The organism is Hydrogenophaga sp. PBL-H3 (genome assembly GCF_010104355.1).
Lineage (GTDB): Bacteria > Pseudomonadota > Gammaproteobacteria > Burkholderiales > Burkholderiaceae_C > Hydrogenophaga.
Window position 1 is genome coordinate 4,199,507 of the sequence record NZ_CP044972.1, and the last position, 14,543, is coordinate 4,214,049.

The 14,543-nt window shown below is 62.4% G+C and carries 21 protein-coding genes; 5 read left to right on the forward strand and 16 right to left on the reverse strand.

Translation table 11 applies throughout. The features are described from left to right. Window positions 1-31: 31 nt before the first annotated feature. Together F9Z44_RS19625 and F9Z44_RS19630 are read left to right on the forward strand one after the other, a co-directional pair. Window positions 32-1,297, forward strand: a complete 1,266-nt coding sequence (locus F9Z44_RS19625) for a CaiB/BaiF CoA transferase family protein (protein ID WP_159608370.1) — start codon at window positions 32-34, stop codon at window positions 1,295-1,297. An 11-nt stretch (window positions 1,298-1,308) separates the two neighbouring features. Further along, window positions 1,309-1,722 carry a thioredoxin fold domain-containing protein gene (locus F9Z44_RS19630; protein WP_159608371.1) on the forward strand — a complete coding sequence of 138 codons (414 nt, stop codon included), beginning with the start codon at window positions 1,309-1,311 and terminating at the stop codon, window positions 1,720-1,722. Window positions 1,723-1,743: 21 nt separating this feature from the next. Here F9Z44_RS19630 and F9Z44_RS19635 read toward each other — a convergent pair whose 3' ends face one another. Next, a complete protein-coding gene (locus F9Z44_RS19635; protein WP_159608372.1) occupies window positions 1,744-2,445 on the reverse strand; it encodes a DUF4197 domain-containing protein in 702 nt (233 codons plus the stop codon). 69 nt (window positions 2,446-2,514) lie between these two features. Here F9Z44_RS19635 and F9Z44_RS19640 point away from each other — a divergent pair, with 69 nt between their 5' ends. Next, on the forward strand, window positions 2,515-3,039 hold the full coding sequence (locus F9Z44_RS19640; RefSeq protein WP_442907221.1) for a TlpA family protein disulfide reductase: 525 nt from the start codon (window positions 2,515-2,517) through the stop codon (window positions 3,037-3,039). Window positions 3,040-3,118: 79 nt separating this feature from the next. Here F9Z44_RS19640 and F9Z44_RS19645 read toward each other — a convergent pair whose 3' ends face one another. Then, window positions 3,119-3,571 carry a c-type cytochrome gene (locus F9Z44_RS19645; RefSeq protein ID WP_159608373.1) on the reverse strand — a complete coding sequence of 151 codons (453 nt, stop codon included), beginning with the start codon at window positions 3,569-3,571 and terminating at the stop codon, window positions 3,119-3,121. A gap of 148 nt (window positions 3,572-3,719) precedes the next feature. Here F9Z44_RS19645 and F9Z44_RS19650 point away from each other — a divergent pair, with 148 nt between their 5' ends. Together F9Z44_RS19650 and F9Z44_RS19655 are read left to right on the forward strand one after the other, a co-directional pair. Next, window positions 3,720-4,394, forward strand: a complete 675-nt coding sequence (locus F9Z44_RS19650) for a cytochrome b/b6 domain-containing protein (RefSeq protein WP_159608374.1) — start codon at window positions 3,720-3,722, stop codon at window positions 4,392-4,394. Window positions 4,395-4,459: 65 nt separating this feature from the next. Next, window positions 4,460-4,957 (forward strand): GNAT family N-acetyltransferase, encoded by a 498-nt coding sequence (locus F9Z44_RS19655; protein WP_159608375.1) that lies wholly within the window; start codon window positions 4,460-4,462, stop codon window positions 4,955-4,957. A 78-nt stretch (window positions 4,958-5,035) separates the two neighbouring features. Here F9Z44_RS19655 and F9Z44_RS19660 read toward each other — a convergent pair whose 3' ends face one another. The 14 genes from F9Z44_RS19660 to fusA form a co-directional block, all read right to left on the reverse strand. Further along, on the reverse strand, window positions 5,036-5,548 hold the full coding sequence (locus F9Z44_RS19660) for a peroxiredoxin (protein ID WP_159608376.1): 513 nt from the start codon (window positions 5,546-5,548) through the stop codon (window positions 5,036-5,038). A gap of 131 nt (window positions 5,549-5,679) precedes the next feature. Beyond that, window positions 5,680-5,949 (reverse strand): 30S ribosomal protein S17, encoded by a 270-nt coding sequence (rpsQ, locus tag F9Z44_RS19665; protein ID WP_159608377.1) that lies wholly within the window; start codon window positions 5,947-5,949, stop codon window positions 5,680-5,682. Between the two features lie 9 nt (window positions 5,950-5,958). Continuing rightward, window positions 5,959-6,165 (reverse strand): 50S ribosomal protein L29, encoded by a 207-nt coding sequence (rpmC, locus tag F9Z44_RS19670; protein ID WP_159608378.1) that lies wholly within the window; start codon window positions 6,163-6,165, stop codon window positions 5,959-5,961. Window positions 6,166-6,181: 16 nt separating this feature from the next. Further along, window positions 6,182-6,598 carry a 50S ribosomal protein L16 gene (gene rplP / locus F9Z44_RS19675; RefSeq protein WP_056266773.1) on the reverse strand — a complete coding sequence of 139 codons (417 nt, stop codon included), beginning with the start codon at window positions 6,596-6,598 and terminating at the stop codon, window positions 6,182-6,184. A gap of 2 nt (window positions 6,599-6,600) precedes the next feature. Further along, window positions 6,601-7,479 (reverse strand): 30S ribosomal protein S3, encoded by an 879-nt coding sequence (rpsC, locus tag F9Z44_RS19680; RefSeq protein WP_159608379.1) that lies wholly within the window; start codon window positions 7,477-7,479, stop codon window positions 6,601-6,603. Between the two features lie 15 nt (window positions 7,480-7,494). Further along, the gene (rplV, locus tag F9Z44_RS19685; protein ID WP_056266781.1) at window positions 7,495-7,824 is read right to left on the reverse strand and encodes a 50S ribosomal protein L22; all 330 of its coding nucleotides are present in this window, start codon (window positions 7,822-7,824) and stop codon (window positions 7,495-7,497) included. Between the two features lie 9 nt (window positions 7,825-7,833). Next, the gene (gene rpsS / locus F9Z44_RS19690; RefSeq protein ID WP_056266785.1) at window positions 7,834-8,109 is read right to left on the reverse strand and encodes a 30S ribosomal protein S19; all 276 of its coding nucleotides are present in this window, start codon (window positions 8,107-8,109) and stop codon (window positions 7,834-7,836) included. A 12-nt stretch (window positions 8,110-8,121) separates the two neighbouring features. Then, window positions 8,122-8,946 (reverse strand): 50S ribosomal protein L2, encoded by an 825-nt coding sequence (gene rplB / locus F9Z44_RS19695; protein ID WP_056266790.1) that lies wholly within the window; start codon window positions 8,944-8,946, stop codon window positions 8,122-8,124. 2 nt (window positions 8,947-8,948) lie between these two features. Continuing rightward, window positions 8,949-9,263: a 50S ribosomal protein L23 gene (gene rplW / locus F9Z44_RS19700; RefSeq protein ID WP_056266794.1), complete on the reverse strand. Its 315-nt coding sequence runs from the start codon at window positions 9,261-9,263 to the stop codon at window positions 8,949-8,951. After that, window positions 9,260-9,880, reverse strand: coding sequence for a 50S ribosomal protein L4 (rplD, locus tag F9Z44_RS19705; RefSeq protein ID WP_056266799.1), 621 nt, complete (start codon window positions 9,878-9,880; stop codon window positions 9,260-9,262). The genes rplW and rplD overlap by 4 nt, the downstream gene beginning before the upstream one ends. Then, window positions 9,880-10,551 (reverse strand): 50S ribosomal protein L3, encoded by a 672-nt coding sequence (rplC, locus tag F9Z44_RS19710; RefSeq protein WP_056266802.1) that lies wholly within the window; start codon window positions 10,549-10,551, stop codon window positions 9,880-9,882. Before rplC ends, rplD begins: the two co-directional genes overlap by 1 nt. Before the next feature lie 225 nt (window positions 10,552-10,776). Continuing rightward, window positions 10,777-11,091, reverse strand: a complete 315-nt coding sequence (gene rpsJ / locus F9Z44_RS19715; RefSeq protein WP_056266806.1) for a 30S ribosomal protein S10 — start codon at window positions 11,089-11,091, stop codon at window positions 10,777-10,779. Window positions 11,092-11,100: 9 nt separating this feature from the next. Continuing rightward, window positions 11,101-12,291, reverse strand: coding sequence for an elongation factor Tu (tuf, locus tag F9Z44_RS19720; protein ID WP_159603254.1), 1,191 nt, complete (start codon window positions 12,289-12,291; stop codon window positions 11,101-11,103). Between the two features lie 110 nt (window positions 12,292-12,401). Continuing rightward, window positions 12,402-14,504, reverse strand: a complete 2,103-nt coding sequence (fusA, locus tag F9Z44_RS19725) for an elongation factor G (protein ID WP_159608380.1) — start codon at window positions 14,502-14,504, stop codon at window positions 12,402-12,404. Between the last annotated feature and the right edge of the window lie 39 nt (window positions 14,505-14,543).

Genomic DNA, 14,543 nt, shown 5'->3' on the forward strand with positions numbered 1-14,543 from the left:
AGTGCCGGCAGCGTCGCGCACAATGGCAAACATGAATGCTCTGGATGGTATCCGCATACTCGATTTGTCCCGCGTGCTCGCCGGCCCCTGGTGCACGCAGACGCTGGCCGATCTGGGCGCCGATGTGGTGAAGGTCGAACGCCCGCCCGGCGACAACCACCCTGGGGGTGACGACACGCGCGGCTGGGGTCCGCCCTTCCTGCGCGGACGCGATGGGGCGGACACGGCCGAGGCCGCCTATTACCTGGGTGCCAACCGCAACAAGCGCTCCATCACCTGCGACATCGCCACGCCCGCGGGCCAGGCGCTGATCCGCGAACTCGCGGCCAAGGCCGATGTGTTCGTGGAGAACTACAAGGTCGGCGACATGGCGCGCTATGGGCTTGACTTCGAGAGTCTGCGTGCCATCAACCCCAAGCTGGTGTACTGCTCCATCACCGGCTTCGGCCAGACAGGCCCGTACAAGGATCGCGCGGGCTACGACTTCGCCATCCAGGCCATGGGCGGCCTCATGAGCGTGACCGGCGAGCGCGACGACCTGGCCGGCGGTGGCCCGCAGAAAGTGGGCGTGGCCGTGGCCGATCTGTTCACCGGCCTGTACGCCACGGTGGCCATCCAGGCCGCGCTGCGCCACGCCGAGCGCACGGGCGAGGGCCAGCACATCGACATGGCCCTGCTCGACACGCAGGTGGCCATGCTGGCCAACCTGGGCGCCAACTACCTCGTGCGCGGTCGCGAAGACGGCAAGGTACCGGGCCGCGCAGGCAACGCCCATGCCAACATCGTTCCCTACCAGGTGTTCGAGGTGGCGCCCGATGCACAGGGCCAGGCGCAACACATCATCCTGGCGGTGGGCAACGACGGCCAGTTCGCCAAGTTCTGCGCCGTGGCGGGCCAGCCCGAGCTGGCGCTGGACCCAAGATATGCCCAGAACCAGAACCGCGTGCGCCACCGCGCCGAGCTGGTGCCACTGCTTGAAACCATCCTCAAGACCCGCAGCAAAGCCGACTGGCTCGCGGCGCTGGAAGCCGCCAAGGTGCCCTGCGGTCCGATCAACAACCTGGCCGAGGTGTTTGCCGACGAACACGTGGTGTCGCGTGGCATGGTGCAGCGCTGGTCGCACCCGCTGGCCGATCAGGTGGATCTGGTCGCCAGCCCGCTCAAACTGAGCGTCACCCCCGTGCGCAACGACCTTCCCCCACCGCTGCTCGGTCAGCACACCGCCGAGGTGCTGGGCGACTGGCTGGGCAGCACACCCGAGCAGCTGACCGAGCTGCAACGAAGCGGCGCGGTCTGAGCCGAACCACCATGGCCACCGCTGCGCCGAACCTGCCCACACCCGCCTCGTTGCGCGGCGCCGCCCAGGCCGCGGCCGCGCGCGGCGAGCCTCTGGTGGTCATGACCACGCTCAAAGGCTGCGTTTACTGCGAGTTGGTGCGCAACAACTACCTGGCGCCGATGCGCCGAGATGGCGAGCTGGTGGCGGTGCAGATCGACGTCCAGGACCGCCAGACCAACCTGCAGGGCTTTGCCGGCGACATGACCACGCCAGCCGATCAGGCCCGGGCCTGGAAGGCGCGCTTCACGCCCACGGTGATGTTCTTCGGCCCCGACGGCCAGGAACTCGCCGAGCGCCTGGTGGGTGTGGCCGTGCCCGACTTCTTCGGCGAGTACCTGAACGCGCGCCTGACCGAGGCGCGCAGTAAGCTCAAGAAAAACTGAAGATGCAACGACAGCCGGCGCTCACTTCAGTGCACCGAACACCTTTTGCAGAATGGCACTGCCGGTGCCCACCGGGTCCTGGCGAATCTTGCGCTCTTCCTCGCCGATGATGGTGTAGAGGCCGTCCAGCGACTTGCCGGTCACGTACTTCTGGATGTTGGCGTCTTCGGATTTGACGAGACCGATGCCTGCGGCCTTGCCCGCCACCTTGTTGTACTGGTTGGCCAGGCCCACCTTTTCGGTGGCCTTGGTCACCACCGGCAGGAACTTCTCGCCCAGGGGCGTGCGGGTTTTTTCGGCAAAAAAGCGGGTCACGGAGTCGTCGCCGCCCCCCAGGATGTTCTTGGCATCGGTCACGCTCATGGACTTCACCGCGCCGACCAGCAGGTCCTTGCCCATGGGCACGGCCGCTTCGGCCGCGCGGTTCATGCTGGTGACGAGTTCGTCGACCCGCTTGCCCTGGCCGGTCATTTTCAGCAGCTTGGACGCGTCTTCGAGAAATCCCGGCAAAGGAATCCGAACTTTCGGGTTGCCCAGGAATCCATCGGTCTTGCCCAGCAGCGCCACGGCCGCAAGAGCCCCCTTTTCCAGAGCCGCCTTGATGCCCTTGCTGGCGTCGCCTTCGGTGAGATCGCCCAACGACAAGGCTCGCGCCTGCTGATGGGCGGCCAGGATGAGAAGGCCGATGGCGGCGGTGGACTGGGTAAACTGGCGGCGCTGCATGCGGTGTCTCCTGAGATGCGGATGAACGAACGACGTGGGGCAATGTAGTCCCCGGGAAATGAAAACACAATGACCGAACTTGATCGACCTGGCCTCTTGCGCCGCCGCGGCATGGCCGTGGTGGCTGCGCTGGGCGCTGCCGCCGTGATGGGTCTGGCCGGCTGCGCCGGTGGCGAGGCCGCGCCCCAATCGACCTTCGTGCTGCTCGACGGCTCCAAGGCCACCACCGCCGACCTCAAAGGCAAGGTGACCTTGGTGAATTTCTGGGCCACCACCTGCGTGTCGTGCGTGAAGGAAATGCCGCAGATCGTCGCCACCTGGAACAAGTACCAGGGTCAGGGCTTCGACACCGTGGCCGTGGCCATGGAATACGACCCACCCAACTGGGTGCTCAATTTCGCGCAGAGCCGCCAGTTGCCGTTCAAGGTCGCGCTCGACAACACTGGCGAGATCGCCCAGCAATGGGGCGACGTCAAACTCACCCCCACCACCTACCTGGTGGACAAGCAGGGGCGCATCGTCAAACGGTTCGTGGGAGAGCCCGACTTCGCTGCCCTGCACCAGCTCATCGAAAAACTGCTGGCGCAAACCTGAGGCAATCCGTGCCCCACACAGCAAAAAGCCGGGACCCAGGTCCCGGCTTTTTGCATTCCGGCTCACACCAGATGGGACGTCACTCTTTGCGGAAAGCGTCGTGACAGGCCTTGCAGGTCTGACCTGCGGCGCCGAAGGCGGTCTTCACCGCGTCCAGATTGCCCGTCTTGGCGGCTGCGCTCAGTTTGGTCGTCTCGGCTTGCAGTTTGCCGGCGCTTTCCTTGAACTTGGCCTGCTCGGTCCAGATCGCAGGCAGTGCGCGGGTGTCGCCCTTATCGGTGCCGGGGCCAAAGCCCTCCCACGGCAGCTTGCTCATGGTCTCGACGATGGCGGCGCTCTCGGCCGCCACCTTGGCGTCGAACGGCGCACGCCCGCTGGCCATGGCACCCAGGCGGCCGAAATGGCTGGCCATCACCGTGAAGGTCGCCTTGCGGTACTTGATCGCATCTTCAGGTTTCTGGAACTGGGCGAAAGCCGGGGCGGACAGGCCGGTGATTGCAACGGCCATGGCCAACGGGGCAAGAAATTTCATGAACACTCCTGAGCGTGGTTGAATACTTGATACAAAAAACGTAGCACAACAGCTACCACCGCGTGAGTGTTCGACCCGGTATTAAGTTCCGCCGGAACTGTCTTGAAGTCTGCGGCTCCACTTCTCTTTGACTTTTCCACTGCCAACCATGCAAACCATTCGCGTCTGGGACCTGCCCACCCGCCTGTTCCACTGGCTGCTCGCGGCCGCCGTCGTGGGCCTTGTCATCACAGCCAACATCGGCGGCAACTGGATGAACTGGCACTTGCGCCTGGGCTATGCGGTGCTGGCCCTGCTGTTGTTCCGCGTGGTTTGGGGTTTTGTGGGCGGTCATTGGTCGCGCTTCGGCAGTTTCCTGTTTGCGCCATCCACGGTCGTTTCGTACTTGCGTGGAAAGACCCAGCCCGAACACAGGGTGGGTCACTCCCCCTTGGGTGCCCTGTCGGTGTTCGCCCTGCTGACGGTGCTGCTGGCCCAGGTGGGCACGGGGCTGATGAGCGACGACGAGATCGCCTTCTTCGGTCCCCTGGTGCGTTTCGTCTCCGGCGACACGGTGGCCCTGGCCACGGGTTACCACAAGAACGTCGGCAAGTTCATCGTGATCGGTCTGGTCGTCTTGCACGTCCTGGCCGTCTTCTTTTACAAGTGGGTGAAGAAGGACAACCTGATCCGTCCCATGGTGGTGGGCGACAAGCATGTGACCCGCGTCGCGAACGTTCCTGAAACCCGCGATTCGACCTCCACCCGCGCTCTGGCCCTGCTGGTGTTGGCCTTGTGTGGCGGCGCGGTGACGTGGCTGGTCCGGCAGGGCAATGCCTTCTGAAGTGCAGCGCCTGTCGTATAGTGAGCGCCCGGCCGATCTTTCGGCCCCGTCCGCATCTCCCTCGCATGAAACCCTCCGAGACTGCCAGCGTCACGCTCAGGTTGGCCCAGTTTCCCGCCGACCTGTCGACGGTCAGGTCGCTGTTCCTGGACTACCAGGCCGACATGGGCATCGATCTGTGTTTTCAGGGCTTTGACGCCGAGCTGGCCGGCCTGCCCGGTGAATACGCACCACCGAACGGCTCCGTTTTTCTGGCCAGTGTGGACGACGAGCCCGCCGGCTGCTGTGCCTTTCGCGCCCTCACCAACACCGACCACCTCGACGCATGCGAAATGAAACGCCTGTTCGTGCGCCGCGCGTTCCGGGGCTTCGGCCTTGGCCGCTTGCTGGTCGAGCGGGTCCTGGGCGACGCGCGGCTCGCCGGCTACACCACCATGCTGCTGGACACGCTCAGCGACATGGAAACGGCGCGCGCCCTCTACCAGGAATCGGGCTTTGTGGAGGTCGCACCCTACTACCACAACCCCATTCCCGGCGCCCACTACCTGAAGGTCGATCTCTGAATCCGTAGCCAGGGCAGACACCATGAAAAAAGCCGCCGGTGTTGCCACCGCCGGCTTTTTTTTTGAGTCAGCCTGCGATCAGACGCCGGCTTTGGCCTGGGCCAGCAGGGTGGCAGCGTCGCTCACTTCGAACTTGCCCGGACCTTCGACGTTCAGCGCCTTGACCACGCCGTCCTTGATCAACATCGAGTAGCGGTTGCTGCGCAGACCCATGCCGCGGCCGGTCAGGTCCAGCGTCAGACCGGTGGCCTTGGCAAAGTCGGCGCTGCCATCGGCCAGCATGCGCACCTTGTCGCCGGTCTTCTGATCGCGCGCCCAGGCACCCATCACGAAGGCGTCGTTCACACTCAGGCACCAGATCTCGTCCACGCCGGCAGCCTTGAAGTCAGCCGCGTGCTCGACAAAACCGGGCACGTGTTTGGCAGAGCAGGTCGGTGTGAACGCGCCGGGCAACGCGAACACAGCGATCGTCTTTCCGGCTGCTGCTTTTTGGGCATCCACGGCGTTGGGCCCGATGCTGCAACCGTTGCCTTCAACCTCGCTGTACTCCATCAACGTTGCTGCGGGGATCTTTTCGCCAACCTGAATCATGCTGTGCTCCTCGTGGATTTGGGCCCTTGGGCCTTAGTGTGAGGGCTCAGGAATCGAGCCCGGAAAAAGAAAAAGCGACCGGCATTGTCGGTCGCTTTTCAGTTCGGCGCTGCAGGCAGCGCGAATCGCGCTTAAACCAGCTCGGCTTTTTGGACCAGGCGGGTGGCGACCCAGTTTTTCGTCTTCGACAGCGGGCGGCTCTCGGTGATCTCGATCGTATCGCCGGTCTTGTACTCGCCCTTTTCGTCATGGGCGTGGTACTTGCTCGACTTCGCCACGATCTTGTCGTAGAGCTCGTGCTTCACACGGCGCTCGACCAGAACCGTCACGGTCTTTGCGCGCTTGTCACTGACGACCTTGCCGATCAAGGTGCGCTTGAGGGATGTTTTAGCTTCCGTCATGGTCACTCCTTATTTGGCAGAAGCCGCGTTGCGCTGCTTCTCGGCAAGAATGGTCTTGGCACGAGCGATGGCGCGGCGGGTGTCGCCCAGCACGGCGTTGTTGTTGAGTTGTTGCGTGGCTTTTTGCATGCGCAGACCGAAGTGGGCCTTTTGCAGCGATTTCACTTCGGCTTCGAGGCCGGCCACATCCTTTTGGCGCAGTTCAGCAGTTTTCATCTTGTGTTCTCCTGAATCACTGACCCAACAAGCGCGTCACGAACGTGGTGCGCAGGGGAAGTTTGGCGGCGGCCAGCTGGAACGCCTCACGGGCCAGCTGTTCCGGCACGCCGACGATCTCGTACAGCACCTTGCCGGGCTGGATCTCGGCCACGTAGTACTCCACCGAACCCTTGCCGTTGCCCATGCGGACTTCGGCAGGTTTCTGGGAGATCGGCTTGTCCGGGAACACGCGGATCCAGATGCGGCCGCCACGTTTGACGTGACGGGAAATCGCGCGACGCGCGGCTTCGATCTGGCGGGCCGTCAGGCGACCGCGGTCGGTGGACTTCAGACCGAAGTCACCAAACGCGACGGTGGCGCCGCTGGTGGCGACACCGGTATTGCGGCCTTTTTGTTCCTTGCGGAATTTGCGGCGAGCAGGTTGCAACATGGTTATTCTCCTTTGCCGTCCGCAGCTGCAGATGCGGGCGCGGCGTCTTTGCGAACGCGCTTAACGGCGGGTTTGGTTTCGGTTCCGGTCGTGGCTTCGGCAGGCTTGTCGCTGCCATCGGCCGGAGCAGCGTTCGCACCGGGGCGACGAACCGCAGCGCGAGCAGGAGGACCTGCAGGACGCTCACGGCGCGGACCACGTGGGCGGCGCTCTTCTTCAACACGGGGCTCGGCGGCCACGGGCGCATCGTTGCGGCCCAGGGTGTCGCCCTTGTAGACCCAGACCTTGACACCAATGATGCCGTAGGTGGTCTTGGCTTCGGACGTACCGTAGTCGATGTCTGCACGCAGGGTGTGAAGTGGCACGCGACCTTCGCGGTACCACTCGCAACGGGCGATCTCGATGCCGTTCAGGCGACCCGACGACATGATCTTGATGCCCTGTGCGCCCAGGCGCATCGCGTTCTGCATGGCGCGCTTCATGGCGCGGCGGAACATGATGCGTTTTTCGAGCTGTTGCGTGATGCTGTCGGCGATCAGCTTGGCATCGATCTCGGGCTTGCGCACTTCTTCGATGTTGACCGCAACCGGCACGCCCAGCTTGGCGGCCAGTTCTTTCTTCAGCTTCTCGATGTCTTCGCCCTTCTTGCCGATCACCACGCCCGGACGTGCCGAGTAAATGGTGATGCGGGCGTTCTTGGCAGGACGCTCGATCACGACGCGCGAAACGGCGGCGTTCTTCAGCTTGCCCTTGAGGTACTCACGCACCTTGATGTCTTCGGCCAGCATGCCGGCGAAGTCACGGTTGCTCGCGTACCAGCGGCTGGCCCAGTTGCGCGAAACGGCGAGGCGGAACCCGGTGGGGTTGATTTTTTGTCCCATATTCCTGTGACCTCTTCAGTTGCCAACCGTCACGTAGATGTGACACGTGGGTTTGCTGATGCGGTTGCCGCGGCCTTTGGCGCGGGCCGAGAAGCGCTTGAGCGTGGTGCCTTGCTCGACGTAGATGGTCGTGACCTTCAGTTCGTCGATATCGGCGCCGTCGTTGTGTTCAGCATTGGCGATGGCGGACTCAAGAGCTTTCTTGACGATGCCAGCGGCCTTCTTCTGCGTGAACGCCAGGATGTTGAGGGCCTGGTCGACTTTTTTGCCGCGAATCAGGTCGGCAACCAGTCGGCCTTTGTCGACCGAGAGGCGAACGCCTCGAACGATTGAACGGGTTTCCATGGTTGTTCCTTACTTCTTCGCTTTTTTGTCGGCCGGATGGCCTTTGAACGTGCGCGTCAGCGAAAACTCGCCGAGCTTGTGTCCAACCATCTGATCGGTGATGTACACGGGCACGTGCTGCTTGCCGTTGTGCACGGCAATGGTCAGGCCGATGAAATCGGGCAGGATCATCGAGCGACGCGACCAGGTCTTGACGGGCTTTTTGTCCTTGGTGGACACGGCCTTTTCCACTTTGGCCATCAGGTGATGGTCAACGAAAGGGCCTTTTTTCAGTGAGCGAGTCATGTTGTCAACCCTTTACTTCTTGCGACGCGAGACGATCATCGACTGCGTGCGGCGGTTGTTGCGGGTGCGGTAGCCCTTGGTCAGGTTGCCCCACGGATCCACCGGAGCGCGGCCTTCGCCGGTCTTGCCTTCACCACCACCGTGCGGGTGGTCGATCGGGTTCATCGCGGTACCGCGAACGGTCGGGCGAATGCCCATGTGACGCTTTACACCAGCCTTGCCCAACTGGCGCAGGCTGTGTTCCTGGTTGGACACTTCGCCGATGGTGGCGCGGCAATCCACGTGGACCTTGCGGACCTCGCCGGAACGCATGCGGACCTGGGCGTAGATGCCTTCGCGAGCAAGCAGCACGGCCGAGGCGCCGGCGGAACGGGCGATTTGTGCGCCCTTGCCGACCTGCAACTCGATGCAGTGGATGGTCGAGCCGACCGGGATGTTGCGGATCGGCAGGGTGTTGCCCACGCGGATCGGCGACTCCGAGCCGGACAGCAGGGTTGCGCCCACCTCAACGCCACGCGGGGCGATGATGTAGCGACGCTCGCCGTCGGCGTAGCACACCAGCGCAATGTGCGCAGTGCGGTTCGGGTCGTACTCGATGCGTTCGACCTTGGCCGGAATGCCATCCTTGTTGCGACGGAAATCGACAACGCGGTAGTGGTGCTTGTGACCACCGCCCTTGTGGCGGGTGGTGATGTGGCCGTTGTTGTTGCGGCCTGCTTTCTGGAACTGGGGTTCCAGCAGCGGCGCGTAGCCTTCACCCTTGTGCAGGTGGTCACGCGTCACCTTCACCATGCCACGACGGCCTGGTGAGGTGGGTTTCATCTTGATGACTGCCATGATTAAACGCCCTCCCCGCCGAAGTTCAGCTCTTGACCCGGCATGAGGGTCACATACGCTTTGCGAACGTGGTCGCGACGACCCACGGTCTTGCCAAAGCGTTTGGCCTTGCCCTTTTGGTTGAGCACGGAAACGCCCTTGACCTGTACCTTGAACATCAGTTCAACAGCGGCCTTGATCTCGGGCTTGGAAGCATCGCGCAACACCTTGAACATCACGGCATTGGTCTGCTCGGCTACTTGAGTGGCCTTCTCGGACACGATGGGTGCCACGAGGACCTGCATCAGGCGGCCTTCGTCGTATTTTGTGACGCTCATGCGAACATCTCCTTGAGCTGGTCGATCGCCGCCTTGGTGACGATGACCTTCTTGTAATGCACCAGCGACAGCGGATCGGCGTAACGCGGCTCGACCACCAGCACGTTGGGCAGGTTGCGCGAGGCGAGGTACAGGTTCTCGTCGACTTCTTCGGCGATCACCAGAACCGATTGCAGGTTCATGGCCTTGAACTTGTCGGCCAGCTGCTTGGTCTTGGGCGAGTCCACTTTCATGGAGTCGACCACGGCCAGACGGCCTTCACGCACCAGCTGCGAGAAGATGGAGGCCATGCCGGCGCGGTACATCTTCTTGTTGATCTTCTGGGTGAAGTTCTCGTCGGGGCTGTTCGGGAAAATCCGACCACCGCCACGCCACAGAGGCGAAGACGTCATACCAGCGCGGGCGCGGCCCGTGCCTTTTTGCTTGAACGGCTTCTTGGTCGAGTGCTTGACCATCTGGCGGTCTTTTTGTGCACGCGTGCCTTGACGGGCGTTCGCCTGGTAGGCCACCACGAGTTGGTGGATCAGGGCTTCGTTGTAATCGCGACCAAACACGGTCTCAGGCACGTCCACGTTGGACGATGACTGACCCTGGTCGTTCAGGAGTTCAACTTGCATCAGTTTGCTCCCTTGGATTTGGCCTTGATGGCTGGGCGCACGGTCAGGAAACCGCCGTTCGAGCCGGGCACAGCGCCACGGATCATGAGCAGTTGACGGGCTTCGTCCACGCGCACGATGTCGAGGTTCTGGATGGTTTTGGTGTCATCACCCATGTGACCGGTCATCTTCTTGCCCGGAAACACGCGACCCGGATCCTGGGCCATGGAGATGGAACCTGGCACGTTGTGCGAACGGCTGTTGCCGTGCGACGCGCGCTGGGATTTGAAGTTGTGGCGCTTGATGGTGCCGGCGAAGCCTTTACCGATCGAGGTGCCTTGCACGTCAACCTTCTGGCCCACCGCGAAAATCGCGTTGGGGGCCACCACGGCACCGGGCTGGTACTGGGCAGCAACGTCAGAAGCGACGCGGAATTCCTGGATGATCTCGCCCGCTTCAACACCGGCTTTGGCCAGGTGGCCCGCTTCGGGCTTGGTCACGCGGGAAGCGCGGCGGGCACCAAAGGTGACCTGCAGCGCATCGTAGCCATCATGGGCCAGGGTTTTGACCTGAGTCACGCGGTTGTTCGACACATCGACCACCGTGACAGGAACTGCGTCCCCGTCATCGGTGAACAGGCGCATCATGCCCACCTTGCGACCCAACAACCCGAGGGAGTTGCTAAGACTCATTGTTTTCTCCGTTCCCGACTTCAATTGGCCGGGGCTGATGGTGCATCGACTCTCCCCGAAGGGCGCCGACACGTTTTAAAGGTACGACTTGCATCATTGACAAGCCGCATCGGCAAAGCCGAACTCCCCGGACCGAAATCCGGAAGAGCCTGCCAGTATAACCAGCAGGCTTTGTTTGTGCAAGCCGACCAGCGCATGGTGCGCCGACCGGCTTGAAAACCGCAATTACTGCAGCTTGATTTCGACGTCCACGCCAGCCGGCAGGTCGAGCTTCATCAGGGCGTCAACCGTTTTGTCGGTCGGGTCCACGATGTCCATCAGACGCTGGTGCGTGCGGATTTCGAGCTGGTCGCGGCTGGTCTTGTTGACGTGTGGCGAACGCAGGATGTCGAAGCGCTTCATGCGGGTCGGCAGAGGCACTGGGCCCTTGACGATCGCGCCGGTGCGCTTGGCGGTGTCGACGATCTCGGCGGCAGAGCTGTCGATCAGTTTGTAGTCAAACGCTTTCAGGCGGATGCGGATTTTCTGCTTGGTAGACATGTCCGCTCCTTAGGCGATGATTTTCGCAACGACGCCGGCACCGACGGTGCGGCCACCTTCGCGGATGGCGAAGCGCAGGCCTTCTTCCATGGCGATGGGGTTGATCAGCTTCACCGTGATCGACACGTTGTCACCCGGCATGACCATTTCCTTGCCTTCGGGCAGCTCGATCGAGCCAGTCACGTCGGTCGTGCGGAAGTAGAACTGCGGGCGGTAGTTGTTGAAGAACGGCGTGTGACGGCCACCTTCGTCTTTGGACAGCACGTAGATCTCGCCGGTGAAGTGCGTGTGCGGCTTGATCGAACCGGGCTTGCACAGCACCTGGCCGCGCTGCACGTCTTCGCGCTTGGTGCCGCGCAGCAAGATACCGACGTTGTCGCCCGCCTGGCCCTGGTCCAGCAGCTTGCGGAACATTTCCACGCCGGTGCAGGTGGTCTTCTGGGTGTCGGAGATGCCAACGATCTCAATTTCTTCGCCGACCTTGATGATGCCGCGCTCGATACGGCCGGTCACCACGGTGCCGCGACCCGAGATGGAGAACACGTCTTCCACTGGCATCAGGAACGCGCCATCAACGGCACGCTCTGGCAGCGGAATGTAGGTGTCCAGTGCTTCGGCCAGCTTCATGATGGCCTCTTCACCCAGCGGGCCCTTGTCGCCTTCCAGGGCGAGCTTGGCCGAGCCGTGGATGATGGGGGTGGCGTCGCCTGGGAAGTCGTACTTGTCCAGAAGCTCGCGCACTTCCATTTCGACCAGCTCGAGCAACTCGGCGTCGTCGACCATGTCGCACTTGTTCAGGAACACGATGATGTAAGGCACGCCCACCTGACGGGCCAGCAGGATGTGCTCGCGGGTCTGGGGCATCGGGCCGTCAGCGGCCGAGCACACCAGCACGGCGCCGTCCATCTGGGCAGCACCGGTGATCATGTTCTTCACGTAGTCGGCGTGGCCGGGGCAGTCAACGTGGGCGTAGTGGCGGTTGGCCGTCTCGTATTCCACGTGTGCGGTGTTGATCGTGATGCCGCGGGCCTTCTCTTCGGGCGCTGCATCGATCTGGTCGTAGGCCTTGGCGGCACCGCCAAACTTGGCCGCCAGCACGGTCGTGATCGCCGCCGTCAGCGTCGTCTTGCCGTGGTCAACGTGACCAATCGTGCCCACGTTCACGTGCGGCTTGGTCCGCTCAAATTTCTCTTTTGCCATTTTTCAATTCCTAAAGAACAAACCCGTGTCACGGTTTAAGGTCTGCATCACACTGCTGGTTCGCCCCGCACGGGGACAGGGCGGCGCGTGATCGCAGACCGGCTAAAAACTTACTTGGCGCGCGCGGCAACGATGGCTTCAGCCACGTTGCGCGGTGCTTCTGCGTAGTGCTTGAACTCCATCGAGTACGTGGCACGGCCTTGCGACATCGAACGCAGGGTCGTGGAGTAGCCGAACATTTCGGACAGGGGCACTTCGGCCTTGATGGCCTTGCCGCCACCCACCATGTCTTCCATGCCCTGCACCATGCCGCGGCGGCTGGACAGATCGCCCATCACGTTGCCGGCGTAGTCTTCAGGCGTTTCCACTTCCACGGCCATCATGGGCTCCAGGATCACCGGGCTTGCCTTGCGGCAGCCTTCCTTGAAACCGAAGATGGCGGCCATCTTGAAGGCCATTTCGGACGAGTCCACGTCGTGGTACGAACCGAAATGCAGGGTGACCTTGACGTCCACCACCGGATAACCGGCCAGCACGCCCGTGGTCAGCGCTTCGATGACGCCCTTTTCCACCGCAGGGATGTACTCGCGCGGCACCACACCGCCCTTGATGGCATCGACGAACTCGAAGCCCTTGCCGGCTTCGTTGGGTTCGATCTTGAACACCACGTGACCGTACTGGCCCTTGCCGCCCGACTGGCGAACGAACTTGCCTTCGGAATCTTCCACCGTCTTGCGGATGGTTTCGCGGTAGGCCACCTGAGGCTTGCCCACGTTAGCTTCCACGCCGAATTCACGCTTCATGCGGTCCACCAGAATTTCCAGGTGGAGCTCGCCCATGCCGGCGATGATGGTCTGGCCCGATTCTTCGTCGGTCTTGACGCGGAACGAAGGATCTTCAGCGGCCAGGCGCTGCAGGGCGATGCCCATCTTTTCCTGGTCGGCCTTGGTCTTGGGTTCCACGGCCTGTGCAATCACCGGCTCGGGGAAGACCATGCGCTCGAGCATGATGATGGCGTCCGGATCGCACAGGGTTTCGCCCGTGGTCACGTCTTTCAGGCCCACGCAGGCAGCAATGTCGCCGGCGCGAATTTCTTCGACTTCCTGGCGGTTGTTGGCGTGCATCTGCACGATACGGCCGATACGCTCTTTCTTGCCCTTGATGGGGTTGTAGACGGAGTCGCCTTTTTTCATCACGCCCGAGTACACGCGCACGAACGTGAGCTGGCCCACGTACGGGTCGGTCATGAGCTTGAATGCCAGAGCAGAAAACTTCTCGTTGTCGTCGGCCTTGCGGGTCGTGACTTCTTCGTCGTCATCCGTGCCCTTGACGTCGGCGATGTCCACTGGCGAAGGCATGAGTTCGATCACGGCGTCCAACATGCGTTGCACACCCTTGTTCTTGAACGCGGTGCCACACAGCATCGGCTGGATCTCGACCGCCAGCGTGCGCACGCGCAGGCCGTGGGTGATCTCTTCCTCGGAGAGGTCGCCCTCTTCCAGGTACTTGTTCATCAGCTCTTCGGACGCCTCGGCAGCAGCCTCGACCATCTTCTCGCGCCAGATCTTGGCGGTCTCGAGCAGCTCGGCCGGAATTTCCTGGAATTCGAACTTCATGCCCTGCGAAGCTTCGTCCCAGATGATGGCTTTCATCTTGCGCAGGTCAACCACGCCGGTGAAGTTTTCCTCGGCGCCGATCGGGATCACGATCGGCACGGGGTTGGCCTTCAGGCGCAGCTTCATCTGCTCGACGACCTTGAAGAAGTTGGCACCGGTGCGGTCCATCTTGTTCACGAAGGCCAGGCGCGGCACCTTGTACTTGTTGGCTTGGCGCCAGACGGTTTCCGACTGGGGCTGCACGCCACCCACGGCGCAGTACACCATGCAGGCACCGTCCAGCACGCGCATGGAACGCTCCACCTCGATGGTGAAGTCCACGTGGCCGGGGGTGTCGATGATGTTGATGCGGTGCTCGGGGAAGGACATGTCCATGCCCTTCCAGAAGCAGGTGGTGGCAGCCGAGGTGATCGTGATGCCGCGCTCCTGCTCCTGCTCCATCCAGTCCATGGTGGCAGCGCCATCGTGAACTTCACCGATCTTGTGGTTCACACCGGTGTAGAACAGGATGCGTTCGGTGGTGGTGGTCTTGCCGGCATCGATGTGCGCGGAAATACCAATGTTGCGATAGCGCTCGAGGGGCGTGATGCGGGACATGGAAATACTCCGAAAAGGGATCGAGCCCGCCACCCTTGG